Genomic DNA, 24,537 nt, shown 5'->3' with positions numbered 1-24,537 from the left:
CGCTCGCTCATCACACGACCCGGTGTGGTCACTTGTGCGGGGCCGGGTGGGTCGGCGACGTGTCGCCGCCGCCTGTCCGGCCGTGCAGCTTCTGCGCGGCGGCCGTGGTGTCGTCCTCGACCTTCTCGAACCCCTTGGCCGTCGTGTGAATACCAGTCTTCACATTGTCGAGGAGTTCGCCGTACTGGCCCAGTCCATCGACGAGGGAGGGGCCCGCTGCCAGGTACTGAGCGAGCATCGAGCGCCCGGTCGGCTCGGTGCCGAAGAACTCGCGGTAATGGCTGTCCGCGTGCTCCAGGATCTCGACGACTTGCCTGACGGCGCTCAGCAGGTTCTCCATGTACGGCAGATTGGCCTTGACCGCGTCGGTGTCGACGTACAGCGCGTTGTCACCCATGGCCCTGCTCCTTCGACTGAGGTAAAACCGACTCACTCATGGACTCCACCCGACCGGGTGGGCGGCACGGTGTGGAGCCCGTCCGAGGTCCGGTCCGCCACGAAGCCGCTGAAACTCCAGCGAACATAACCCGCCAATTTGACGGCTCGACGTTTTCAGCCGCTGCCTGGTCGATCTCGGCCCGTACGTACGCGCTGGTCTTCCCGAACGGCTCGACCCCGCACCCGACTCGCGGGTGAGCCTGGCATCCTGACCGACAACCCCTGCGCCGACGCCGCCGGGCACCTCGGGCGCCGGCCGACGGCAAGGGTCCGTCAACCGGATGACGGCAAGGTCAACCGGATGATGGCAAGAGCCGGCCCGCCGGCCGGCGTCCCCTCGCGCAAGCCGGCGGCCTTTTGGGCAAAATCGGGACCGAATTTGTTCGATGAGGCATGGGAGTCGCCCGCCAGGACACTCTTTTCCGGGTTGACCTTGCCGTTCGACACCGGCCGCTGAAAGGCTCGTGGGCCTGTCCGGCCGATCCATCAGCGGTTCCCCGCCCTCACGGGCGGCGAACCCCGAGCACACCGTGATGACTCATGACGATTTCCGATCCCCTTGGCACCTCTGATGAAGACCACCAGGAACTGAAAAGCAGGATTCTCGCCGTGCGTGAGACGAGCGCCGTGCGCGATCGCCTGAAATCGACGACGTGTCGCTGGTGTGGCGTGCCGATCGAGTACAACGGCGTGGGGCGGCCGCGGCAGTACTGCCGGGACTCGCACCGCAGTCGGGCCAGCGAATTGCGTACCGTGCAGCGCCTTGCGGGACTCCCCGTCGAGAAGGGCGGGCGGACCACTGAGCCTGTCCGCGAGGTCATCGAGCGTACCGAGACCCAGACCCGCACGACGGTGCGCACCGGTCCGGCACGGCTGCGCATGCCTCAGTCGCCTCCGGAGTGGGCAGTGGCACTGCACCAGCTGCGCAGGGCCGTGCGCGGTGGCCGCTTCCCCGGGTTCGACGACCTCCTGCTGCGTGACCTGGAGGAGACGATCCGTGTCGTGCGCGAGTGCCGGACGGGAGCGCTGGACACCACCGGCGACTGAGGGATCGCCCGGTGCGCAATTCCCCTCACCCGTAAGGGAAACCGGGTCGCCGGCCGGCCGGGTCGGGTACGGTGGGCCGAAACCCGCGCCGTCGGAGCCAACCCGCGCCGTGGGAGATCTCCGGCTTGCGGTGACCGTCGGCCCATGACTGCCAGAAGGAGGCGATCAGCGGATGTACACCCTCTCCGATCTCGGTCGCCTCGCCCAGCGCACGATCTGGGTTCCGGGTCGCATCGCGCACGGCTGCTGAGCACGCCGTTCCGCTGTGCCCGTCCGTGGCACATTCGACACAAGCGGCACAAGCGGCACATCCGGGGTTTCCCGTGACCGCCCTCCGACACATCGTCGTCGCGTGCCGGTGCGCGCCCCGCATCTCCCACCTGGCGCGTCCGCATACAGAAAGCTGCCCGACATTGGCGAACATGATGAATTCACCGATCACCCACCGTGACGAAGGCCTGTCATGGTAGCGGCGCGTATCACCGTCAACGGGACGAAGACGCCGATCTCACCGGCCGCGCCCCACACCACCGCGCTGGAGTTTCTGCGTGAGCGTGGTCTCACCGGCACCAAGGAGGGCTGCGCCGAGGGTGAATGCGGGGCCTGTTCGGTCCTGGTGGCCCGTCCCGGCACGGACAAGCCCACGGACTGGGTGGCGGTCAACGCCTGTCTGGTGCCCGTCGCGGCGCTCGACGGGCAGGAGATCATCACCTCCGAGGGTCTCGCCACCGCCGGCGAGCCCGGCACGCCGCCCGCTTTGCACCCGGTGCAGGAGGAGATGGCGGTCCGTGGCGGCTCCCAATGCGGTTACTGCACACCGGGGTTCGTGTGCAGCATGGCCGCCGAGTACTACCGGCCGAACCGCTGCGCGCGGACGGAGCCGTCCGGCGGTCCCGGCGCCGAGCACGGCCCGAACGGTTTCGATCTGCACGCGCTGAGCGGAAACCTGTGCCGCTGCACCGGTTACCGGCCCATTCGCGATGCCGCGTTCGCCGTCGGCATGCCCACCGACGACGACCCGCTGGCGCTGCGTCGCGAGCAGGCCCCGCCCTCACCGATCGCCACCGAATACGCCCAGGACGACAGGGAGTTCCTTCGCAGGAGCACCCTGGCGCAGACGCTGCGGTTGCTGCGCGAGCGGCCTGACGCGGTGGTGATCGCCGGCTCCACCGACTGGGGCGTCGAGGTGAACATCCGTTCCCGGCGGGCGGATTGCGCGGTCGCCGTCGACCGGCTCCCCGAACTGCGGGAGTTGCGTGTCGCCTCGGACTCCATCGAGATCGGGGCGGCGCTGACGCTCACCGAGATCGAGGGCCGCCTCGACGGCGATGTCCCGCTGCTGGCCGAACTGTTCCCGCAGTTCGCGTCCCGGCTGATCCGCAACAGCGCGACCCTCGGCGGCAACCTGGGGACCGGCTCCCCCATCGGCGACAGCCCGCCGGCGCTGCTCGCGCTGGAGGCGTCGCTGGTGCTCGTCGACCCCGACGGTGAGCGCGCGGTCCCCCTGGCGGACTACTTCACCGGCTACCGGCAGAGCGTACGCAGGCCCGGCGAGCTGATCCGCGCGGTGCGCATCCCGCTGCCGCTGTCGCCGGTCGTGGCCTTCCACAAGATCGCCAAGCGGCGCTTCGACGACATCTCCAGCGTGGCGGTCGCCTTCGCGCTCGACATCGAGGACGGGACGGTCCGCAAGGCGCGCATCGGCCTGGGCGGCGTGGCCGCCACCCCGATCCGCGCCCTCGCCACCGAGGCGGCCGTGGAGGGCAGGCCATGGACGGCGCAGACCGTCGAGGCCGCGGCCCGGGTGCTGCGGGCCGAGGGCACGCCGCTGAGCGACCACCGTGCCAGCGCCGACTACCGCCGCGCCATGCTCGGCCAGAGCCTGCTGAAGCTGTACGCGCGGACCACCGAGGCGGTGTCGTCATGAGTCATCTGTCCGAACGTCCGGAAAACCCCGTCGTCGGCGTCCCGATGCCGCACGAGAGTGCCTCCCTGCACGTCACCGGTACCGCGCTCTACACCGACGACCTGGTCCATCGTACGAAGGACGCGCTGCACGCGTACCCGGTCCAGGTGATGAAGGCCCACGGCAGGGTCACCGCGCTGCGCACCGGCTCCGCGCTGGCCGTGCCCGGCGTGGTCCGCGTGCTGACCGCCGCCGACGTGCCCGGTGTCAACGACGCCGGGATGAAGCACGACGAGCCGCTCTTCCCCGACGAGGTCATGTTCCACGGCCACGCCGTCGCCTGGGTGCTCGGCGAGACGCTGGAGGCGGCCCGGCTCGGGGCGGCGGCCGTCGAGGTGGAACTCGACGAGCAGCCCGCCCTGGTCACGCTGCGGGAGGCGATCGCGGCCGGCAGTCATCACGGCGCCCGGCCCGTGATGGTGACCGGCGACATCGACGCCGGCTTCGCCGACTCCGCGCACGTGTTCACCGGCGAGTTCCAGTTCTCCGGTCAGGAACACTTCTATCTGGAGACGCACGCGTCGCTGGCGTACATCGACGAGGCCGAACAGGTGTTCGTCCAGAGCAGCACGCAGCATCCCTCGGAGACGCAGGAGATCGTCGCGCACGTCCTCGGCCTCGCCAGCCACCAGGTGACCGTGCAGTGTCTGCGGATGGGGGGCGGGTTCGGCGGCAAGGAGATGCAGCCGCACGGGTTCGCGGCGATCGCGGCGCTCGGCGCCACGCTGACCGGCCGGCCGGTCCGGTTGCGGCTCGACCGGACTCAGGACCTGACCATGTCCGGCAAGCGCCATGGATTCCACGCCAGTTGGCGGATCGGCTTCGACGCCGACGGCCGTATCCAGGCTCTCGACGCCACCCTGACCGCGGACGGCGGCTGGAGCCTCGACCTGTCCGAGCCGGTACTGGCCCGCGCGCTGTGCCACATCGACAACACGTACTGGATTCCCAACGCGCGGGTCGCCGGTCGCGTCGCCAAGACCCACACGGTCTCCAACACCGCCTTCCGCGGCTTCGGCGGGCCGCAGGGCATGCTGGTGATCGAGGACATCATGGGCCGGTGCGCGCCGCTGCTCGGCCTGGATCCCATGGAGCTGCGGGAGCGCAACTTCTACCGGCCGGGCCAGGGCCAGACGACGCCGTACGGGCAGCCGCTCACCCAGCCCGAACGGATTTCCGCCGCCTGGCAGCGGGTTCAGGACGCCGCCGGCATCGCCGATCGCCGGCGCGAGATCGCGGCCTTCAACGCCGCGCATCCGCACACCAAGCGGGCGCTCGCGGTCACCGGCATCAAGTTCGGGATCTCGTTCAACCTGACCGCCTTCAACCAGGCCGGCGCCCTCGTGCTGATCTACAAGGACGGCTCGGTCCTGATCAACCACGGCGGCACCGAGATGGGCCAGGGCCTGCACACCAAGATGCTGCAGGTCGCCGCGACCACGCTGAGTGTCCCGCTCGACAGGATCCGGCTGGCCCCGACGCGGACCGACAAGGTGCCCAACACCTCGGCCACCGCCGCCAGTGCCGGGGCGGACCTCAACGGTGCGGCCGTGAAGAACGCCTGCGAGCAGTTGCGCGAGCGGCTGTTGCGGGTGGCCGGCACCCAACTCGGTACGCACGCTTCGGATGTGCGCATCGTCGAGGGCGTCGCGCGCAGCCTCGGCAGCGACAAGGAGCTGGCCTGGGACGACCTGGTGCGCACCGCGTACTTCCAGCGGGTTCAGTTGTCGGCGGCCGGTTTCTACCGGACCGAGGGGCTGCACTGGGACGCGACGGCGTTCCGGGGCTCGCCGTTCAAGTACTTCTCCCACGGCGCCGCCGCGGCCGAGGTGGAGGTGGACGGCTTCACCGGCGCGTACCGCGTCCGGCGGGTGGACATCGTGCACGACGTCGGCGACAGCCTGTCCCCGATGATCGACATCGGTCAGATCGAGGGCGGTTTCGTCCAGGGCGCGGGCTGGCTGACACTTGAGGACCTGCGCTGGGACACCGGCGACGGGCCGGGCCGGGGCCGGCTGCTGACCCAGTCGGCGAGCACCTACAAGCTGCCGAGCTTCTCGGAGATGCCCGAGGAGTTCAACGTCACCCTGCTGGAGAACGCCACCGAAGAGGGTGCGGTCTACGGCTCCAAGGCGGTGGGTGAGCCTCCGCTGATGCTGGCGTTCTCGGTGCGTGAGGCGTTGCGGCAGGCCGCCGCCGCGTTCGGGCCGAGCGGGGTCAGCGTGGATCTGGCCTCGCCCGCGACGCCGGAGGCGGTGTACTGGGCGCTCCAGGAGGCCCGCCGCGGCGATGCCTCCCGGACCGGTACCAGCCGCGACGGGCCTGCCGACGACGGGCTTGCCGACGACGGGTCTGTCGGCGACGGCCTTGCCGACCGCGGCGGGATCCGTACCGACGCGACAGCGCTGAACGGTGCCTGACATGACATGGATCGCCGCGGTCGCACGGTTGCGGGCACGCCGGGAGTCCGGCGTGCTGGTGACCGTCGCGGCCGTGCGCGGCCATGCCCCGCGCGAGGCCGGTGCGAAGCTCGTCGTGGGGCGGACCGAGACATGGGGGTCGATCGGTGGCGGCAACGTCGAGGCCGTCGCGATCGACCATGCCCGGGAGCTGATCGCCGCGTCCAAACCCGAACCGCAGCTGATCGATTTCGCCCTGAACGACAAGGTGACCAACCGGCATGGCGTGCAGTGCTGCGGTGGCACGGTCTCGGTGCTGCTCGAACCACTGCCGGTGGTCGGCGCGGTGGCGGTGTTCGGCGTCGGGCACGTCGGTCTCGAACTGGCCCGCATCCTGGCTCGGCAGGACCTCGACCTCCATCTGATCGACACCCGGTCCGACATCCTCACCAAGGAGCGACTCGCCGTACTGGCGGACGCGGTGGCGCAGGTGCATGTGCATCACACGCCGCTGCTGCCCGAAGAGGTGCTGGAGGAATTGCCGCACGGCACCCACGTCCTGATCATGACCCATGACCACGCCGAGGACGCCGCGCTGTGCGACGCCGCCTTGCGCACCCCTCATCTCGGCTCCGTCGGGCTGATCGGGTCGGCGGCCAAGTGGGCGCGGTTCCGCGGACGCCTCGCCACCGAGGGCGGTCACGACGAGGAGGCCATCGCCCGGATCAAGACCCCGATCGGGCTGCCCGACATCACCGGGAAGGCCCCCGCGACCATCGCCCTGAGCGTCGCCGCCGATCTGCTGCGCACCCTCGAAGCCGAGAAGAGCTGACGGCTCGCGCCGGCCAGGACTCCGGGATAGAGCCGCAGCCAGGACATACGACTCGGCTCGGCTCGGCTCGGCTCGGCTCGGCTCGGCTCGGCTCGGCTCGGCTCGGCTCGGCTCGGCTCGGCGAGGGTGTACCGAAAGACCGCCGTGGTTCCTGTTCGTCCTCACTCGCCCGCGGACCGGCCAACCCGTCGCGCGGCCGCGCTAGCCTGCGCATGCGCCGGCTAGCGCGCGATTCTCCCGGACGGGGCTTGCCGTCTCTGGTGCTGGGACGGGACGACCTGACGAGCCGGGCCGAGCACATGGTGATGTGAAGTGGACAACATGAATGTCAGTCAGGTGCCGCAGCCTGGGGACTCCGCGCCCCGTCCCGGGACCGGGGACGGTCCGAACGATCCGAAGGGTCCGAAGGCTCACGCCCGCGCCGACGGTGACAGCGTGCTGTGGGGCGAGGAACTGCCGTGGGTGGACGACGTGTCCGGATCGGTGGGTGCCTCCTCCACGGCACCGCACGCACCGCTCGACCGGCCGGCGGCGGATCCCGGCACGAGTGCGCGGCAGCAACATCCCGCAACCGCCGCGGAGGGCGGCGATCAGCCGTCGGCCAACGTGTCTGCCGCGGCCGAGTCGCGGCGGCGGGGGCTGAGGCGTCCGGCAGCGATCGCGGCCACCGTCACCGGCATCGGCGCGATCGCCGTGGCCGTGGCCCTGGCCACCCAGCACGGCGCGGGCAACCGGGCCGACGCGACCCCGGCCGGCCGCGCCGAGGTCCACGCGAACGCCACCGGCGCGGCCCCGGGCGCGCTCGGCGCTGCCGCACCGGACACATCACCATCCCCGCACCACGGCGCGTCCTCGGCGTCCGCCGGCCCCGCGCCCGACGGCAGCGAGTCCGCGCTGTCCGCGAGCCCGTCTCCCGGCACGACGTCGGCTCCCGCCGCCACGGGGCACGACGCCCGCTCCACCGCACCGCACACGCCCCGGCCGACGCACCCCATGCCCCAGAAGCCGAGCGCCACCGCCACCACCGCGGAGTCGCCGTACGTGATCCAGGCCACGGCCGTGCTGACTCCCGGCCAGTCCGTGACGTGGGGCAAGGCGCGGTTGGCCATGACATCGGACGGGAACCTCGTGGTCACCGATGAGCGGGGGGTCACCCGCTGGGCCTCCCACACCTCCGGGTCCGGCCTGCAGACGGTCTTCCAGGACGACGGCTGCATGGCGATCTACGACGCGCAGGGCACCGTCCAGTGGTCGTCGTACACCAACGGCCACCCGGGCGCGGTCCTGGAGATCATGCCGGACGGAAACGTACGGATCCGGCTCGGCGACACCGTGCTCTGGCAGACGGGCACCGGGCATTGAGCGAGGGTCCGGGCGGCCCTGCGAACCTTGAGGGCACTGGATCCGATGCCCCGGTGGACGCCCGGCCCCGCGCGCGCATGGCCGCCCGGCGGGCCGGGGACGCCTGGCTCCTCCACCCCGCGGGAGCGCTCGACCAGCGGTCCTGGATGTACGCGGCGGGGCTGGCCCGCGACCCCGAGTACACCCTGGCCGTCGTCGACGTTCCGCGTGACGCCTCCCCCGGCTTCCTCCACGATCTGGCGCAGGTCCTGCCCGCCGGTGGGACGGGCCTGCGGCTGGTGTTCGGCCGCACGCCTCCGGGCGGCACCGCACAGGCCGGGCAGTGGCTGGCGACCCGGTCCGGCCGCATCGTCGTGGCCCCGCTCGGCCGGCCCCGGCCCACCGCGGAAGGTGCCCTCTTCGTCGGCCCGGACCGTGGACAGGGCTGGATCCGGTACGACCCCGCCGGAGGCGCGTCGTTGGAGGGCCACCGCTTCCCCCGCCCCGCGTGGGAGTACGACCTGCCCCCGAAGCCGTTCGCGGTGGCCGAGCGGACGGTGGCCGAGCCGGTCCCTGCGGGGCTGTGGCTGCGCCCGGCTCGTACAACACCCCAGTCTGAACGCCACCGGGCCTTTTTGACGACCCGCCTGAGCAGCAGGCCCGACGCGGTCACCGTCGTCGTCGGCGAGCCCGGTGCCGACCCCGTACCGCTCGCCGATGTCGCCCGGTTCTGCCGGTCGCTCCCCGAACACGTCAGGCTCTCCGCGCGGTTCACCCGCTTCGGCCCCGTCGCGCTGCCGGCGGACATGCCGTTCGGTACGGCGTTGGCCGCGGAGGCCGGGATGACGGTGCACACGTACAACGGGCTGCTCGTCGCCCCCGGTTCCCCGGCGACGGCTGGCGCGACCGTCATGGCGGTCGGCCCGGACGGCGCCCTCGGACGGCCGATGATGACCCGGGAGTCCGTTCAGTTCCCCCCGCTCGCGCCCGGAGAACACGAAGAACACAGAAAGCACGGGGAGCACAGGGGTCCGGTAGTGACTGATCATCAGTGGCCGTTGCAGGACCTGCCGTTGCTGCGCACCGGCGTCCACCGGCACGGGCCGGACGCGGTGATCGAGGTGGTGCTCAGCGGCCTGTGGGTGCGTGGTCCGCAGGAGCAGGCCGTCACGGTCCCGCGGTTCGCCCCGGTGGACGAACGACACGAACTGGTGATGTACAGCAGCGGCGACTCCCGCACGGCCGACGAATTCCGCCGGATCGCCGAGGCACTCGCCCGAAGGGTCCGGGCGGAGCGTGGCGTGCCGGTTCAGGTGCGTGCGGTCGGCCCGTGGAGCCACGCGGAGCGACCGCCGGTACAGGCCGTCGAGACGCCGGTGGCCTCCGTACCGGCACAGGGGCCGGGTGCACGGAAGGGAGAAACATCGCAGGAACAAGCACCGCAAGAACAAGCACCGCAGGTACGAGCACCGCAGGAACAGGCAGCGCAGCACTCGGCGTTCGGTCACCGTCACGAGGAAGCGGTCGCCTTCGCCTCGGCACTGCTGCGCCGGCAGCCGGCCCTCCTCGGCACGGGCGAGTTCGCCGACGCCGTCGCTGAACTGGCCATGCTGCGGCTGTACATGCTCGCCGACGGGGACCTCCCCTTCCCAGCGGGGCTGAACAGGCTCCCCGTCTTCGCCGGACCGGTGGCTCTGCGGGCGTCCCTCACCGATGCCGGCCTGTCCTGGTACACGGAGCACGCGACGGTGGTGGCCCATCAGGGTTGTGCCACCACCTTCTCCGGAACTCCCGGGCAGCCGGGAAACACGGACTTCGTCGTCTGGTCGGTCACAGGGCGTCGTACGGCCGTGCTGGAGGCGGGCGATCCGGATGTGGTGCTCTTCCCGCCCGGGACGTCGTTCGCCGTGCTGCGCGTGCGGCGGGCGGTGCCGGGGGAACGTGATGTCGTCTTTCTGCGCGAGCTGGACGCGCCGGACGGGCGGCCCGACCCGGACGCGGACCGGGCGGCACTGCGTCGGCTGGAACCGGCCCTCGCCGACTGGCGGCGCGACGAGAGCGCGGGTCCTCGCCGGTCCGGTCCGCCGGGCCGCCTCTTCCCGCCGCCCGGCCTGGGCACCGCGAACCGACTCGCGGCCGCGGCGCGGATCGGCGGTGCGCCGTTGGCCGGCGGAACTCGTCCCGTTCGTACACGGCCGTCTTCCTGAACGGCTCGACTCCGTACCGGGCCCCCGGGCGGAGCCGGGCTCCGTCGCCGGCCCTGGACCGTGAACACCTGCTGCTCGCGGCGGGTTCGGGCACCGCCTGATGCGCTTTCGACCGCACCGGAGCGGACCAAAAGGCAACCCGCAAGGGTGTCCGAACTGCGTTACGTTCCGCGAGTGATGGAGGCCCCAGTAGTGCAGCGGCCCGCGTCCCCGGCTCCGACCGGCAACGCGGCGGCGGGCTCGCCCGGCCGTGCCCCGCGGAAGGTTCGCGTACGCCGTCGATCGCGTCCGGTCCTGACGGGTGAGGCCCGGTGAGCGCCGGGCGTTCGGGGCGCCGCGAGTCCGCCCGGCAGCGCGGCGGCGGCAACGGTCCCGCGGTTGTCGAGGTCACCACGATCGAGACGGCTCCTGTTGAGACGGGTTCGGCCGGGGCGCCGGGGCCGTTCGCGATCCATCTCGTGCATGGCGCGGGCCGCCCGCCGAAGCTGTTGCGGGAGGCCGCCGCCCAGTTGGGCGGTCACGTCCTCCAGGGCGAGGTGGGCATCGTCGTCGGTGCCGGTTTCGAGGACGCCGCGGCGCTCCGCGACCGGCTCGTCCCGCTCCTGCGCGAGGCCGCCGAGGCGGGCGTCACCACCGCGCGGCTGGTGATGACCGGCGGCGCGGTGGACAGGCCCGACGGTCCCGCTCCCGCGCAGTTGCTCAGCGACGCCGCGCGGATCGATGTGGCGGCCCCTCGCGGTCTGGTCCTCATCGGGCCGGACGGCACCCTCTTCGCCCCCGACCTGCCCGACGGGACCGGCGGCTGGTGGCACTTCTCGCCGGACCACCCCCCGCGCCGGATCGGCACCCGCCATCCGGCTCCGCCGTGGCAGGCTGCCGCGGAACACGTCGAGCCGGCCCTCGTCGACGGTTACGCCGTCGAGCAGATACCCGCGGGGCTGCTGGTGCTGCCCGCCGGAACCCCGTCGCTGAGCACGGCCGCACTGCGGTACGCCCTACCGCCCCTCCCGGGCGGCCCGGTGGTGCTGGTCGGCGCTTCCCGGGATGTCCGTGTCCCGGCGGACGCTCTCGCCGCGGTGATGGCCGCCCTGCCGGCCCCGGTACGCGAGACGGCGCGGCTGGTGCCCGGCGACGGTAGCGATCTGCTGCCCCTGGCACAGGACACCGCCGATCTGCTGGACGCGCCTCTTCAAGTGTCCACCGGGGTACCGCTGTTGGTGGACGTCTCCGGCGGAGCGACGGAAGCCGGTGCCGAGGCACGGGTCTTCGTCACGGACGCGCTCGGCGATCCCGCCTGGCGCCCTTACGTCGATGCCGTCACCTGCGTGCCCTCGGCGTCCGGGCCGGCTCGGGCGCCGCGCCTCGGTGTGTGGCGCCCGCCGGCCGACGGTCTGCGCGCGGCGTTGGAGCCGGGCACGATGCTGCTGGACCGCAAATGGCAGGTGGTCGTCACGCGTTCGGGGTTGTGGATCGGCCCCACCGGCTCCACCGTGCCCGCCGAGACCGCGACCCGTCCGGTGGATCCCGAGGTGATGGCCGTGGAGATCGGGCTCGCGGACGCCCCGTTCGACGCCTCCCTGACCGAGCCGATGGAGCGCCTGCTCGCGGGGCTCGACGAGGACATGCGCGGCCGCACCCTGGTCCGGGTGCACGGCCACGGGTCCTCCGGTGAGGCCGCGGAGGAGTTGCGGCGGATCGCCGACCGGCACGGCGTCGCGTTGGCCCCCTCGGGGTGGCTGACCGGACTCACGGACGGCAGTTCCGGCGCGGCCTCGCTCGACACGGCGGAATCCGGTAGGGCGGAATCTGGCACGGCGGACGACGCCGGCTCCAGGGCCCGGACCCCTGAGCACGACGCGGGGGCGAGCCCCTGTACCGGGCACCCCGCAGCCGACGAACCCGCGTCCGACGACCCCGTATCAGCCGACCCGGTATCCGCCACCCCCGCACCGCCGCCCGGGGATCCGGAGGAGTGGGACGGCGGGAACGGACCCGGCGAGCCGCCCGTCACCACGCGTCCGCAAGCCGTCGCGGTCACCTTCACCCCGCCCGCCCTGGCGCCCCACACCGATCCCGTGGTGCCCACGTTCTCCGCCGAAGGGGCCACAGCCGGCTCCCCCTCCGGCTCCAACCGTCCGACAGCGGACGGCCCTTCCGGTCCTTCCGGCCTTCCGGAATGACGAGGACGGTCCCGGCGGGTCCCGTCCGGGGCCCGGTGACCGGGTCGTCCCCTTGCAGCCGACCAGCCCACGCACGCTGACGAGAACACCGACGAGGAGAAGGACGGATGCCACCGACACAGCGGCACGGAGGTCCGCGGGTTCTTCGGGCCCTGGCCATGCCGATGCACGACACCGACCACGACGGGTCCGCCGCGTCCGCCGCTCTGGCACAGGCGCCGGCGGCCATGACCGCCCCGGTACCGGCAGTGGCCGCGCACCGCAACCCCGTGTCCGAGCCGTCCGGTGCGGCGCCGGACGGGGCTGCCGCGCAGCCCCGCGCGTCCCGGCCGGACGCCCGCGAAGCGGGCGGCGGCAGCCGCCCGGCCGGCCTCACCACACGGATGCGGCACTGGCCCCTGGCCGCTGCCGCCGCCGCTGTGGTCGCCGGAGCGGTGCTGGTCGCCGTTCCGCTGGCGCACAGCGACAGGACGCAGACCACGAGTGCCGAGGAAGCCGACCAGCCCGTGGCGATCGCGGATCCCGGCACCGACGACACGGTCCCGCCCCCGCCCCAGCCCGGCACCGAGCCGCCGGCCCGTTCCGCCACGAAGCCCCCGGCCAAGCCCGCCGCCCACCCCAAGGATCACCACCCCAAGGACCATCACCCCAAAAGCCCTCAACCCAAGGCCCATCAGGCGGGCCATGCCTCCTCCCACTCGGCGGTTCCGGCGGCCTCGTCGCGGCACGGGAGTTCCGGGTCGGCCACCCATGCGAAGCCCGCGGCTCTCTCCGCTGCCGCCGCTCCGCGCTCGAAGCCCGCCGCGAAGCCGGCGGCGGCGCCGCACAAGTGGTCCACCAAGGTCGTCCAGGCGACGACGGTGCTGCATGCGGGCGACTCCATCGCCTCCAACCGCATGCGCATCACCATGCTGCGCAGCGGCGCTCTGGTGATCTCGGACGAGAACGGCGTCATCCGCTGGTCGTCCAGGACCACCGGGAGCGGCAACCGCGCGGTGTTCCAGGACGACGGGAACCTCGTCGTCTACGCCTCCGACGGCCGCAGTCTGTGGACGTCGAACACGGCCGGCCACAGCGGCGCCCAACTCGTCATCCAGAACGACGGCAACGTGACGATCCAGACGCGCACCGGCGCCCTGCTGTGGGCCGCCGGCACCGCGCACTGACCCCGGCACCCTTCCGGCGCCCGCCCCGGTCCCCCTGCCGTTCGCGGCAGGGGGACCGTTCGCTTCGGTGGAGAGCCCCCGGGCGACAGCCGGCGCAGCGGCGCACTCGGCTCAGACGGCGCAGCTGGCTCAGACGGCCAGACGGCCAGGCGGCCAGGCGGCCAAGCGGCCAAGCGGCCGAGCAATCAAGCGGCTCCCGCCGAGCGCACCGGTTCCGCGGGCGCGGCAGGGGCGGGAGGGTACTCCTCCCACGGGAGACCCACCACGTACTGCCGCAGCAGGCGCGCCGCCTGGGAATGGTCCCCCGCGGTGCGGAACGCCCGGACCAGGTCCGGCTCGTCGCCCGCGCTGCGCGGCGCGATGCGTGCGGCGAGGCCGTCCCCGCCGGGCGTCGCCCCGGGGACCATCTCGTCCACGTTGACCAGCCGCACCCCGTGGAGCAGCGCCCACTCGTAGAGCCGCCGCTCCTCCGGCGCCGCCGGGCCGCCGGAACGGACCGCCTCGATGCGCTCCCTCGGGACGTCCGTCCACAGCACGACCTCGGCCGGCCCCCGGACGGCGCCCACGAGCGCCTCGAACCCCCCACCTCCGCCTTCTCCGCCGATCAGTTCCGTGGACACCCCGCCCAGGCGGACCACATGGACGTACGGCGCGGGCACATGGACGTCCCCTGCGCCGTCGCCCCGGTCCGCCGGATGGGCCATCATGTCGGCCTCCACCAGCTGCCGCCGCAGAACGTCCGGCGCCAGCGCGGTGAGGTCCGCCGGCACGCGGTCCGCCGGGTCCGGCATGCCTGGCACCGCGAGCGGGTCCGAGACAGCGGGCGCCGCCGGGGCCTCGTCGAACGCCACTTCGACGGTCACGTACCGGCCCCCCGGCGACAGGGCCGTGCCGTCGGCGGAACCGGCACCGAGCGGCGCCGGGCCGACGACAGGGGTGTAGCCGGAAGGCAGCGCCGCCGCCTCCGCCGCGCCGCCGATCCTGCGTTCGAAGACGGCCCGCACCGCCTGTGCGAAGGCGGGGCTCGTGCGCTCGGCCCGCCGCGGGCCGGGCGCGGCGTCCCCGTGGTCGGTGAAGCGGACTTCGGCCCTGGTGGAAAGGCCGGTGGCGGCGCGCCGCCGGGTCTCGGCGAGGTAGTGGTCGGCGACGCGCTCGAGCCACCACGACTCCTCGCGGGACACCCGCGTCGAACCGCGCTCGGCGGACACACTGTGCCGCAACGGCAACGCAGAACGAGGCGCGTCCGCGCCGACGGTGGCGGTGCCGGTGCCGGCAGCGGTCTCACCGGCGGGGGCGGAAGCAGGAGCGGGCCGGGGGGCCTCGGGCACGGGCGGCAGGGCGAGGCGCGCGGCTGCGGCCGGGGCGGTGGGGCCGGCCTGCGCCTCGGCGCGCATCGGCCGATGGGTGAAGGCCGCGTCCGGGCGGTCCCGCAGCACGCCGGACACCAGCCGCCTGACGTACGACGTTCCGCCGCTCCCGGCCGCCCGGCGCACCATGGCCAGCCACGCGTCTGCGTTGTTGCGCCGCGCCGCGCCCGTGCGGTCCGCGAGGGGGGCGGGCCGGAAGACGGCGTCGCTCCGCAGTCCGCCCGTGCTCCCGGCAGTGCCGGTGGCGGCACCGGCCGGGGCGGGGACCTCGTTCCGATTACGCCAGGGGACGTCCGTGCGGATCCGCCCGTCGGGTCCGATCCACTGGTCGGTCGCGGACTCTGCGCTCGCCCGTCCGGCAGGCGTGGCCAACCGGACGTGCGCGTCGAGGTTGTGGGCGATGTCGCGGGCGAGTAGCACCGGGTCGAGGGAGCCGAAGGCGAGGGCGGGCGGCGTCGGGGCGACGGTTTCGGCCGTGGTGTCCGGGCGGGCCCGGTGGTACGCCTGCACGGTGGCCACGATGTCGGCGTTGCTGTCCGCGAGCAGCGTGCGGGCGCCGGGGCGGGGCCGCTCCGGCAGGTCGGCGTGCTCCCGCTCGAAGCGGGCCAGGGCCTGTGGCGGCGCCGCCGCGGGATCCTGGCGCAGATACGCCTGGTGGTCTTCGCGCAGGGTGTGCACGGCCCAGGCGAGGGTGGCCCGGTGAACACCCAGGGCGAGCCGGTCCGTGTCGAGGGTGAGGGCGAGTCCGCGCGGGCCGGTACCGACCCGGTCGCCCAGCGCCCTGCTGACCACCAGGTCCGCGCGGGCCGCGTCGGCGCCCGGTGCCCCGGCCGCGTCGAGCAGCAGCGGGGCGAGTTCGACCGGTGCCAGGGACTGTGCGCGCAGCCACGCCGAGATCCGTGCCGGGCGGCTCCGCGCCTCCGCGCCCGTCTGGGCACGGAGGGCGTCGACGTCACCCTGCGCGAGTTCCACGTACATCTCCCCGTTGATGGGTTCGCTCGTCCAGGTGCGCAGCCGCGTGGGGGACACGAAGAGGTGGTTGCGGTGTTCCTCCGCGTCCAGGTGCACCTGGACGCGGAGGCGGACGAGGTAGGTCGGCGCCTGTTGCTTGACGTGCTGTTCGCGCCGGTAGTTGGCAGCGGCGGCGGCGCCGTGCGTGGCGCCCGTCGCCCGGTTCTGGCTCGTCGATCCGGAGCCGGTGTCGGCGGCCGTGTGCGGCAGGACGCCGCCCGCGTTCCCGTTGCCGCCGCCGGTCGCCCGCCAGTGGTCGGTGGACGCGGAGACGGTCGTACCGCTCTGGTGCTTGCCGTACCGGCCGGTGCCGGTTTCCTGGACCTCGCCGAGCACCTGGAGGTCGTAGGCGACGCTGCGCAGGTAGAGCTCCACGCCGTGCGCCGATCTGCCGGGCTGGAAGAGGTGGGCGGCCAGCCGTACGCGCTCGTTCGGTCCCACCCGGCCGAGCAGGTTGGTGAGATGGCTGCGCATCATCAGTGTCGGGAGGGCCAGGCTGCCGCGGTAACGTGCCGGGTTCTCACCGTGGCCGAAGACCCGCGCCATCAGCCGCCGGGCGGCGGGCAGTGCGTCGTCGAGCACCACGCCCTGCACGGCCGCGTCGCCCGGCAGCCGGGGCAGCGCGCCGAAGTCCCGGGGGACGGAGGGCGTGGACGGACCGGAGTGCGTGGAGTGCGGTTCGAACCGGGCGATGCCGGCCGGCAGGTGCAGCAGGGTGGTGCCCTCGGACTGCACGGTGCGGGTGCCGCCGAGGCCGCGCATCGTCCGGAAGGCGCCCACCGCGAGTTCGTTCAGGGGCCGGTTCGGCAGGTGCAGTCGTGTGGCGGTGACGGTGAAGCGGTGCGGCACCCGCGCCTCGTACAGGCCGTTCCAGGAGTAGACGGTCTGCCCGGAGACGCCGGACTCGGAATGGGTGACGCCGCTGTGCCGGGTCGTGCCGAAGGCCGCCGAGGCACCGCCGCCTCCGTGCTCGCGGCCGGAGCCGAGCTTGGCGACGGTGAATCCCTGACCGGCGTCGCGGGATGCGCTCGTCGAGGAGTTCACGTAGTGGTGGCCGTAGAGCTCCAGGCCCGCCTCGGCGCGCTCGCCGAGCACCTCAAGACCGGGAAGCAGCTCCGCCTGTACGGTCACCTTCACCGCGTCGGTGAGGAACCAGCCGATCTGGTTGGTGAAGAAGAACTCGACGCCGTTGCCGGACAACAGGTCTTCCAGCGCGGCGTCGCTCCGGCCGCGGGAGAACAGCGCCTGGACGGCGTCGATTCCGCCCTGCAGCCGGCCGAGGTGCCGGCCGGTGCCGTTCCACAGGTCGGGCCGGCGGGTCAGCAGTCCGGGGGCGGCCCGGTCCAGGGCGTCGCGGATCATGTCGGCGGTGGAGTGGCCGCCCTGATGGTCGATGCTGACGACGCTCGCGTGCCCGAGGATGTTGCCTCCCGGGTCCTGCCGGGTGAGGTATTCCGGAAGGCGGAGCGAGGCCAGGGGGTTGGCGCGCGCGTCGAGGGGAAAGCGGTCGCCGAACGTCTGCTCGAACGCCTCGCGCGTCTGCCTGTCCCACACGGTGAGCCGGCCGGTGTCGGAGCTGCCGGGGCCGTTGTGCCGCTCACTCAGGACCTGGGCGAAGTGTGCCGGCTGCTTCACGTCGGCGGCGCCCTCCACGTCACCGGCCTTCGCGCCGTCGCCGACTGTCGCACTGTCACCGGCCGCCGCGCCGTCACCGGCCGCCGTCCTGTCGCCGTGCCACCGGGCGAGCACAGCCGCCACCGTGTTCCCCTGCAGCGGCAGCGAGCCGTCCTCCCAGCGGCTCATGGCGTCCCGCAACTGTTCGTCGGAGACCGGGAGTTCACCCTTGCCGTAGAGCGCGAGCGCTTCGGGCTCGGGCAGCAGGTACATCATCTCCCGGTCCTCGACGGCGGCCCTGCGGATGTCGCGCGAGCTCCACATCAGCTTGCCGTGCTTCTCGGACAGGGCGGTCAGTTCGAGGTCGACCCGGGTCCGGTAGAGGTACACGTGCGAGAAGCTGAGGTGGACCACCTCCCGGGCACCCTGCAGCCCGTAGCTCTCCGACACGTTGTGCTGCCAGTGGTGGTTCATGTCGACACCGCCGTTGGTGTTGACCGTACCGGCGGCGTTCGGCCCGCCCGCGGTCACGTCGGCCTGGATCCAGGTGAGACCGCGTGACGTCGAGGTGGAGGTGGTGGCCTGGGCGAGGAACAACTTGATCAGGCCCTGGACGAAGGGCCGCGTCGAAGCACCGACGAAGTCCGACCGCTTGAGCTTCGCGCCGAGGCCGATGGCCGCGTGGCTGTCCCGCAGCAAGCCCGGGTCGAACGGCTGGTCGGTGAGGATCGGCGCGCCGATGCCACGGGCGCGCGCCTCCTCGCCGGGTACGTGGGTGTCCTGCGCCGCCTCCTTCAGGTGGGCCCGCAGCGAGGCGACCATCGAGTCCATCACCCGCGCCCCCCTGCCCTGTGGGCCGTCCAGGTGGGGCAGCAGCCGGTGCAGCGCCTGCCGGGTGCCGGTGGTGTCGAAGTGGAAGATCACCGCCTGGTCGAGGACCGTCCCCGCCGTGGTGTCCCTGGTGCCCTGCGCGAACCCCTGCTTGCCGTCGCCGAGCGGCAGCGTCCGGACGATCGCCGGCTGGTCCGCCAGGACCACGGGGGCGGGATCGCGGCGTCCGGCCCGCAACTGCCCGCGCAGCCCGCTGTGCTGGAACTCGATCCGCGCGGTGTAGGTGCTCGTCACTTCGGACCGGAGAACGTCGCCCGAGCCGTGCTCCATCAGCTCGGGCCGGCCGCTGAGGTAGAAGGCGGAGTCGGAGGCGCTGCGTCCGGCGCTGAGCGCGATCCCGCCGGCGCCGCCGAGCAGTTGCCGGAAGATGCTCTTGACCCGGAAGTTGGCCGACACGGTGTGGCTGCCCGAGACCGCGGTGGACGCGGTGTCCATGCCGATGGCCAGGTTCACGATGTGGTGGTCGTCGGCGCTGTTGAGGAACCGGGTCGGCTGCGACCGCTCCGCGGTGATGGTGATCCGCGCCGCGTCCACGTCGAACTCCATGCCGGCCGTGCCGCGCCGCCGGTGCAGCACCAGCGTCAGGCCGTCCTGGTGCATCCGGTCGTGGTGCACGGCCAGGCCGTCGTTCAGGAACTTGCGCAGCAGGTCCTCGTTGTCGACCCGGCTGTCCAGCCCCGAGCCCAGCTCCCACCACGAGCGTCCGCCGAGCCGGTTGCGCGGGGCGTCGGGCAGCAGGAAACCGTGCGGCCGCAACTGCTCGGCGATCCGGTCGTACAGCTGCCGGGAGGTCGACTCGGGCACCTCCACCACACCCAGGCCGACGCCGGTGTACCGCTCGGCGGTCAACTGCCGCGGCAAGGGGCGCGGCGCGAGCTGTTCCGGTGTCGGCGCGCTGGTCAGCGCGTCCTCGCGGTAGGTGACGAAACCCCGGTCGGGCGTCACGTGCTCGCGCAGCGACGTCCGGTCCACCGGGAAGCCGTGCCGGAAGGCCTCCGGCTCGGGCAGCCGCAGCAGCCCGTTCCCGACGACGCTCCCGGTGTAGCGCGCCCGGTCCGCGGGGTCGCTGCGCAGCGAGACGACCGCGCGGTGGGCGAAGGTGGCCCAGTAACCGGCCGTGGGTCCCGTGTAGCGGGGAACCATGACCCACAGCCCGGCCCGCCCGGCTCCGCTGCTGTCCCCGTTGGTCCAGGTCTGCGAGACGCTCGTCGACAGGCCGATGCCGAGGTCCGGGTCCTTGAACGGGAACGGGGTGACGTCGAGTTCGGCGGAGGCCGGGGTGAGCGTCGTCGACTGGGTGAGGGAGTGGTCGCCCGACGTGCCGTCGATGGCGGTGCGCGAGTTCTCGATGTGCGAGAGATCGCTCGTGGCGCCGACCCGGGGCTCCCGGCCCGGGGCCAGTCGTTGGGTGTGCACGGCCACCGAGGCGACCGGGACGCCGTGCCGGTCGTGCAGCCGGAAGACGTAGCCGTCCTCCGAGTTGACCGCAGCGTCGAGGAAGGACTGCAGGTTCCACAGCCGGTGCAGCAGTTCGTTGCGGAGCCACGGGTCGGAGGACACCGGCGTGCCGCCCTCCTCCATCCGCTGCACGATGTGGTCGAAGAGCGTGGGCAGTCCGGTCAGGCCCGACACGAAGTGGTGCGCGGGCAGCTTGTCGCGGAGCACCTGCGTCCCGGTCGCCACCACCTGCTCCGACGCCGCCTGGTCGAGGTACGACTTCGCCACCCAGATCTGGGCCCGGTCGTCCGGGCTCCCCGGCACCACCCTGGTCTCCGCCACCTCCTCCCATGGACGGCCACCGTGCACCGGGCGCAGCCGCACGCTCCAGCGCGGCTCCCAGGAGATCAGTGTGGCACCGTCCCGGTTGTCCTCCACACGGCCGCGCTCGGCGTCGGCGGTGTGCGAGGTGGACCGGCCCGCGGCGTTCGCGACGCCGGAGACTCCGGCGCCGACGGAGAGCAGATGTGCCTTGGTGGAAGGCAGACCGATACCGAAGTTGGCCGACAGCCCGGCGCGGGTCACGCTCGTCGCCCCCGCCTCGCGCTGGACGTGCGCGCCGGTCGCCAGGGCGGCGCTCACCGTCCCGGTGGCCCGCACGCCGCCCTCCCCGGGAGGTACGCCGTCCTCTCCAGGACGCACGACGGCACCGCCCGGCTGCGCCACGATCTCGGGCCGTGTGAGATCGAGGGTGACCAGCGCCTCGACCTTCCCCAGCGGAACCAGCAACCCGTCCCGGTCGCCGTCCGAACTCCTCAGCAGATAGGGGTAGTTCGACAGCAGCCGTTGCGGCAGCCGTTCCCAGACGGGCTCGGGCACGGTGTGACCGCTGCCGGCGGCGAGCCCGCGCAATGTCCGTACGACCTCGGGCAGCTGCGGCAGCCCGGCTTTGGGCACGCCGATCGAACGGAGGCGGTCGGGGTGCGGCCCCACGGCCGTGCCGTTGCCGGACGGCTCGGATCCCGGCGGAGGAACGGGCACGGCGGCGGGCTGAACCGGCGTGTGGTGGAGGGTCGCTGCCGCATGGTCCGACGTCACGGGGCCGCCGGCAGTCACCGCGGCGGCCGGGTCGGTGTGGGCCGGGAGGGTCGGGCCGGCGTGGGCCGGGAGGGTCGGACCGGCCGTGAGGGGCGCGGAAGCCACCTCCGAATGGACCGCGGCCGGCACCTCCGCGCGCACGCCCGACGGCACCTCCGCCCGCACGCCCGACGGCACCTCCGCCCGCACGCCCGACGGCACCTCCGCCCGCACGCCCGACGGCACCTCTGCCCGGACGTCCTGCGGCGCGTCGAGGCGGATCCGGTAGGCGGTGGTGTCGGTGGAGTCGCGGGGTGCGGCGTAGAGATACCTGCTGTCGGCCCGCAGCTCGTACGCGGGGGCGGCCGTCTGCACCGTGGTGGATTCCGTCGCCGCCTGCTGGAGCCGGGGCGCCCGCATGAGCTGTCCGTCGCTCGCGCGCAGGACGTAGCCGCTCTCCTGGTGGACGAAGTCCCGCCCCTGACGTGTCCAGCCGTCCGGCGGGAGGGTCTCGTTCCCAGGTGTGCTGATCCGGCCGGCGGTGCTGACCTCGTAGGTCCGCGGCGCGCTTCCGTCGTGGGAGGCGGCACGGGTCACCGTGTACCACTGCTCCCTGTCCTTGCCCTTGCCTTCGAACACCGCGGCGATCTCGCTTCGTGCCACCGGCTGCGCGCCGTCCGGCTGCCGGTGGGACGCGCCACTGGCGCTCGCTCCCTGCGTGTGCGCGGGCAGGTGCGCGGGTGCGCCACCCGGCAGGCCGCCCGCCGGCCTCGTACCGAGGTCGGCGCCGAGCCGGTCGGACAGGACGCGTGCCGGGTGGGCGGGGTCGGTGAGGGCGAGGCCGGGACGGGGTTTCGTGAGCAGCTCGGCCGCGACGGCGTGGAGGATGTCGTCGTGCAGCCGTGCGTACTGCTCGGCGGGCGAACCGGCGGCCATGCCGCGCCGGTCGATCGCGGGGGGTCTGTGGCCGGTGGTCACGACGGTGGCGGCCTGCGCGAGCAGCTTCTGCCGGTCCGGCGCGTCCACCTCGTTCACCGTGGCCCGTGAGGCGGTGAACACCTCCGCCCAGCGATCCGACACGTCCTTGCCCGCGGGGACGACGGGCAGGGAGGGTTCCGGCGTTGTCCTCTGCTCGGTCGTGGTGCCGGGGCTGAGGACGTCGGGAGTGATGGTGAGGGTGACGGCAGAGGTACCGGTGGAGGTATGAGGGGAGGTTTTCGTGGGCTTGTCCGTGAAGCCGTCGTCGGTGGAGGTGTCCGTGAAGCTGTCCGTGAAACCGTTGTCGGTGAAGGTGCCGTCGAACTCGGGTGTCTTCGGGAGGTCGAAGTGCGTGTCGATGTCGGGGGTGTGGCCGCCGAATCGCCCCCATCCCTTCCAGCCCCGCCCCTGGAGGTTGCCGACCGCACCCGACGCTGCTCCCAGGCCCACCGTCATACCGTCGTTGGGGCTGCGCTGGGCGAGGTCCGTCAGCACCGTCGACCCCACGCCCACCGCACCACCGATGGCCAGCTGCCCCAGCAGATGGGAGGCGAACTTGGGCGCCACCATGTGCCCCACCTCGGACAGCAGACCACCCAACGCACCACCGATCCCGCCGCCCACGACGTCCGACAGGAAGTTCTCCAGCGACCAGTGCGAACGGTCCTTCGTGCCGTACTTCTGAATGAACTGGATCGCGAAGTCCGAGAAGGCCATGAAGCCCACACCGGTGAGAGTGCCGAGCAACAGCGATCTCAGGATCTGCCTGCACACCGCCTGAACACCCTTGACCAGCGCCCCGACCGCCTCCGGCATCCCGAAGAAGAGCAGCTCCCCAATGGCCCACATCGTCCACGCCATCTGCACCAACAGCATGAGCTTCGCGTACTGCACCTGAACAGAGTTCTCCCTCAGCAGCTCCGCCAGTTCCTTCGACGACCCCGCCAGACCCGGCAGCGCCTCGGCCATCTCCCGGGTGAACACCTCGTACTGCTCACCGACCCTGCCACCAACCGCGTTCAGCACACCCTGCGTCGCCGGACCCAACGACTCCGCGATCGCCATCATCTGACGTGCGCTCTCAAACCACACGTCCGAGAATTCGCGGAGCTTGTCCTCGTCAGTCTTGATCCACTCCTCACCCACCGTCATCTTCGCCATTGGGCCGAACGCGTCCGGCAAATAGATCGTCACCGGAGACACTCCCGCCCGGCCGTCTCGCGCCGGTTCGGGGCCAGGGCACTGCCGTCGGGCTGTGCGCCGTCGGCAGGGCATGCGTCGGTGGGACTCGCCATCCGGAACTCCATCGTTCGCAGGGCGCACGGACGACTGCGGGAAAGACGTCTCCGCAGGTCGGGGCGTACACAAGTGACGCCGGGCGGGCCGGCATCGCGGGAGCGATGGGCGCGCCGACGCGGGCACTGGCGGCTGTCACACCGGTTGCGGCGGCTCGCCCGGGTGATGCGGAACGGCACGGAGGGTGCGGGGAGGGGCGTCCCGGCCTCTCCCCGCGGGATCGTGCGAGTCGTTCCCGGGGTCAGTCGCGGCGGTCGCCGCCGCGGTTCGGCACCCCGTTGTCCAGGTACTCCCGCACCCCGTCGGCGGGCTGCGGCTCGGTCGGCAGGAGTGCGCCGAGGTCCGCGCTGCCGGTGAGCACCTCGGACGGTTTGAGCTGGAACGGCAGGTCGCCGAAGACCAGTTCGTCCACCTGTTCCAGTGCCTGGGCACGAGCGTCCGCGATAGCGGTCCGCAGGATCTCGCCGAGTTCCTTGGGGGTCATACGGCGGAAGGCACCGGTCGGAAAGTCGATCTCGGTGACCTCACCGCGCGCGGTGACCGTGACCGAGACCACCTTGCGCGGCGCTGTGACCGTGGCGGACATCTCGTTGATGCGCCGACGGTTCTCGTCGATCTGGCTCCGCTGCGTGCGGTAGTCAGCCAGCAGCCGTTCGATCTCCTGCTCATATCCGGACACTGCCGAACCCCATTCTCCACACGAATGCCGGGTGAGGACGCCTGGTCCGGGCTTCCTCCTCGGGAGGCCCATCAAAAGGTAACGCCGGTGTTAACTCTTCCTCCACCGTTCATTGACAACCAGGGACACACAGGCACTTCGGCTGCCCGTAGATACACGGCCTCTTCTGCGCCACCGGATCACGGAGGCAAATATTTTGGTCGTGTCCCCGTTCGTGGTGTAGCCGATCACGGTTGAGGTGTGCGCGGGCGCACGTCTGCTGGGTTTCGTGCTCCCTGAGCATGGGTCGGCCACCGTGCAACTCTCCGTAGTGAACTGGCAGTTCGACGAGGAGGTGCACGGTGGCTCTGTCCCGGCATGACCTATTGCGGTTGCTGGAGTCACTGCGTTCGGCGGACGGGGTCGAGTTGGTCCGGTCGGTGGCGGAGCGGATGCTTCAGGAGCTGATCGAGGCTGAGGCCACCGCGAGGATCGGCGCGGGGTGGAACGAGCACACCGACACCCGGACCGCGTTGCGCACCGGGCACCGGGCACCGGGCACCGGGCACCGGGACAAGACGTTGACCACGCAGGCCGGCGACCTGGACCTGGCCATCCCGAAGCTGCGGTCG

At 72.5% G+C, this 24,537-nt stretch carries 13 protein-coding genes; 9 read left to right on the top strand and 4 right to left on the bottom strand.

Features of this window, described 5'->3' with window-relative positions; translation table 11 throughout:
- Window positions 1-28: 28 nt before the first annotated feature.
- Window positions 29-397, bottom strand: coding sequence for a hypothetical protein (locus tag ACGFYV_RS17440; RefSeq protein WP_393879250.1), 369 nt, complete (start codon window positions 395-397; stop codon window positions 29-31).
- Between the two features lie 314 nt (window positions 398-711).
- The gene (locus ACGFYV_RS17435; protein WP_393879249.1) at window positions 712-885 is read right to left on the bottom strand and encodes a hypothetical protein; all 174 of its coding nucleotides are present in this window, start codon (window positions 883-885) and stop codon (window positions 712-714) included.
- Between the two features lie 93 nt (window positions 886-978).
- Here ACGFYV_RS17435 and ACGFYV_RS17430 point away from each other — a divergent pair, with 93 nt between their 5' ends.
- From ACGFYV_RS17430 to ACGFYV_RS17395, 8 genes are all read left to right on the top strand, one after another.
- Complete coding sequence (locus tag ACGFYV_RS17430) at window positions 979-1,485, top strand: hypothetical protein (protein ID WP_393879248.1); 507 nt, start codon at window positions 979-981, stop codon at window positions 1,483-1,485.
- A gap of 463 nt (window positions 1,486-1,948) precedes the next feature.
- On the top strand, window positions 1,949-3,412 hold the full coding sequence (locus ACGFYV_RS17425; RefSeq protein WP_393879247.1) for a xanthine dehydrogenase small subunit: 1,464 nt from the start codon (window positions 1,949-1,951) through the stop codon (window positions 3,410-3,412).
- A complete protein-coding gene (gene xdhB, locus ACGFYV_RS17420; protein WP_393879246.1) occupies window positions 3,409-5,871 on the top strand; it encodes a xanthine dehydrogenase molybdopterin binding subunit in 2,463 nt (820 codons plus the stop codon). The genes ACGFYV_RS17425 and xdhB overlap by 4 nt, the downstream gene beginning before the upstream one ends.
- Before the next feature lies 1 nt (window position 5,872).
- Window positions 5,873-6,682 carry a xanthine dehydrogenase accessory protein XdhC gene (gene xdhC / locus ACGFYV_RS17415; protein WP_393879245.1) on the top strand — a complete coding sequence of 270 codons (810 nt, stop codon included), beginning with the start codon at window positions 5,873-5,875 and terminating at the stop codon, window positions 6,680-6,682.
- Between the two features lie 321 nt (window positions 6,683-7,003).
- The gene (locus ACGFYV_RS17410) at window positions 7,004-8,044 is read left to right on the top strand and encodes a hypothetical protein (protein WP_393879244.1); all 1,041 of its coding nucleotides are present in this window, start codon (window positions 7,004-7,006) and stop codon (window positions 8,042-8,044) included.
- A 53-nt stretch (window positions 8,045-8,097) separates the two neighbouring features.
- A complete protein-coding gene (locus tag ACGFYV_RS17405; protein ID WP_393879243.1) occupies window positions 8,098-10,230 on the top strand; it encodes a hypothetical protein in 2,133 nt (710 codons plus the stop codon).
- 311 nt (window positions 10,231-10,541) lie between these two features.
- The gene (locus ACGFYV_RS17400; protein WP_393879242.1) at window positions 10,542-12,410 is read left to right on the top strand and encodes a hypothetical protein; all 1,869 of its coding nucleotides are present in this window, start codon (window positions 10,542-10,544) and stop codon (window positions 12,408-12,410) included.
- A gap of 107 nt (window positions 12,411-12,517) precedes the next feature.
- A complete protein-coding gene (locus tag ACGFYV_RS17395) occupies window positions 12,518-13,576 on the top strand; it encodes a hypothetical protein (protein WP_393879241.1) in 1,059 nt (352 codons plus the stop codon).
- Between the two features lie 185 nt (window positions 13,577-13,761).
- Here the strand turns inward: ACGFYV_RS17395 and ACGFYV_RS17390 are convergent, their stop codons facing one another.
- Window positions 13,762-23,145: a hypothetical protein gene (locus ACGFYV_RS17390; RefSeq protein ID WP_393879240.1), complete on the bottom strand. Its 9,384-nt coding sequence runs from the start codon at window positions 23,143-23,145 to the stop codon at window positions 13,762-13,764.
- A 343-nt stretch (window positions 23,146-23,488) separates the two neighbouring features.
- Window positions 23,489-23,926 carry a YbaB/EbfC family nucleoid-associated protein gene (locus ACGFYV_RS17385; protein ID WP_393879239.1) on the bottom strand — a complete coding sequence of 146 codons (438 nt, stop codon included), beginning with the start codon at window positions 23,924-23,926 and terminating at the stop codon, window positions 23,489-23,491.
- Window positions 23,927-24,267: 341 nt separating this feature from the next.
- Here ACGFYV_RS17385 and ACGFYV_RS17380 point away from each other — a divergent pair.
- Window positions 24,268-24,537: transposase (locus tag ACGFYV_RS17380; RefSeq protein WP_393879238.1), on the top strand; the 270-nt coding region annotated here is incomplete at its 3' end.

Origin of the sequence: Streptomyces sp. NPDC048297 (genome assembly GCF_043201585.1) — a bacterium.
In the GTDB taxonomy this organism is placed as follows: domain Bacteria; phylum Actinomycetota; class Actinomycetes; order Streptomycetales; family Streptomycetaceae; genus Streptomyces.
The sequence above is the reverse complement of the archived record's forward strand: the minus strand, read 5'-3'. Positions and strand labels throughout refer to the sequence as shown.

Coding starts and splice junctions, on each gene's coding strand:
- ACGFYV_RS17440 (WP_393879250.1), bottom strand. CDS start 397: ATGGGTGACAACGCGCTGTACGTCGACACCGACGCGGTCAAGGCCAAT.
- ACGFYV_RS17430 (WP_393879248.1), top strand. CDS start 979: ATGACGATTTCCGATCCCCTTGGCACCTCTGATGAAGACCACCAGGAA.
- ACGFYV_RS17425 (WP_393879247.1), top strand. CDS start 1,949: ATGGTAGCGGCGCGTATCACCGTCAACGGGACGAAGACGCCGATCTCA.
- xdhB (WP_393879246.1), top strand. CDS start 3,409: ATGAGTCATCTGTCCGAACGTCCGGAAAACCCCGTCGTCGGCGTCCCG.
- xdhC (WP_393879245.1), top strand. CDS start 5,873: ATGACATGGATCGCCGCGGTCGCACGGTTGCGGGCACGCCGGGAGTCC.
- ACGFYV_RS17410 (WP_393879244.1), top strand. CDS start 7,004: ATGAATGTCAGTCAGGTGCCGCAGCCTGGGGACTCCGCGCCCCGTCCC.
- ACGFYV_RS17395 (WP_393879241.1), top strand. CDS start 12,518: ATGCCACCGACACAGCGGCACGGAGGTCCGCGGGTTCTTCGGGCCCTG.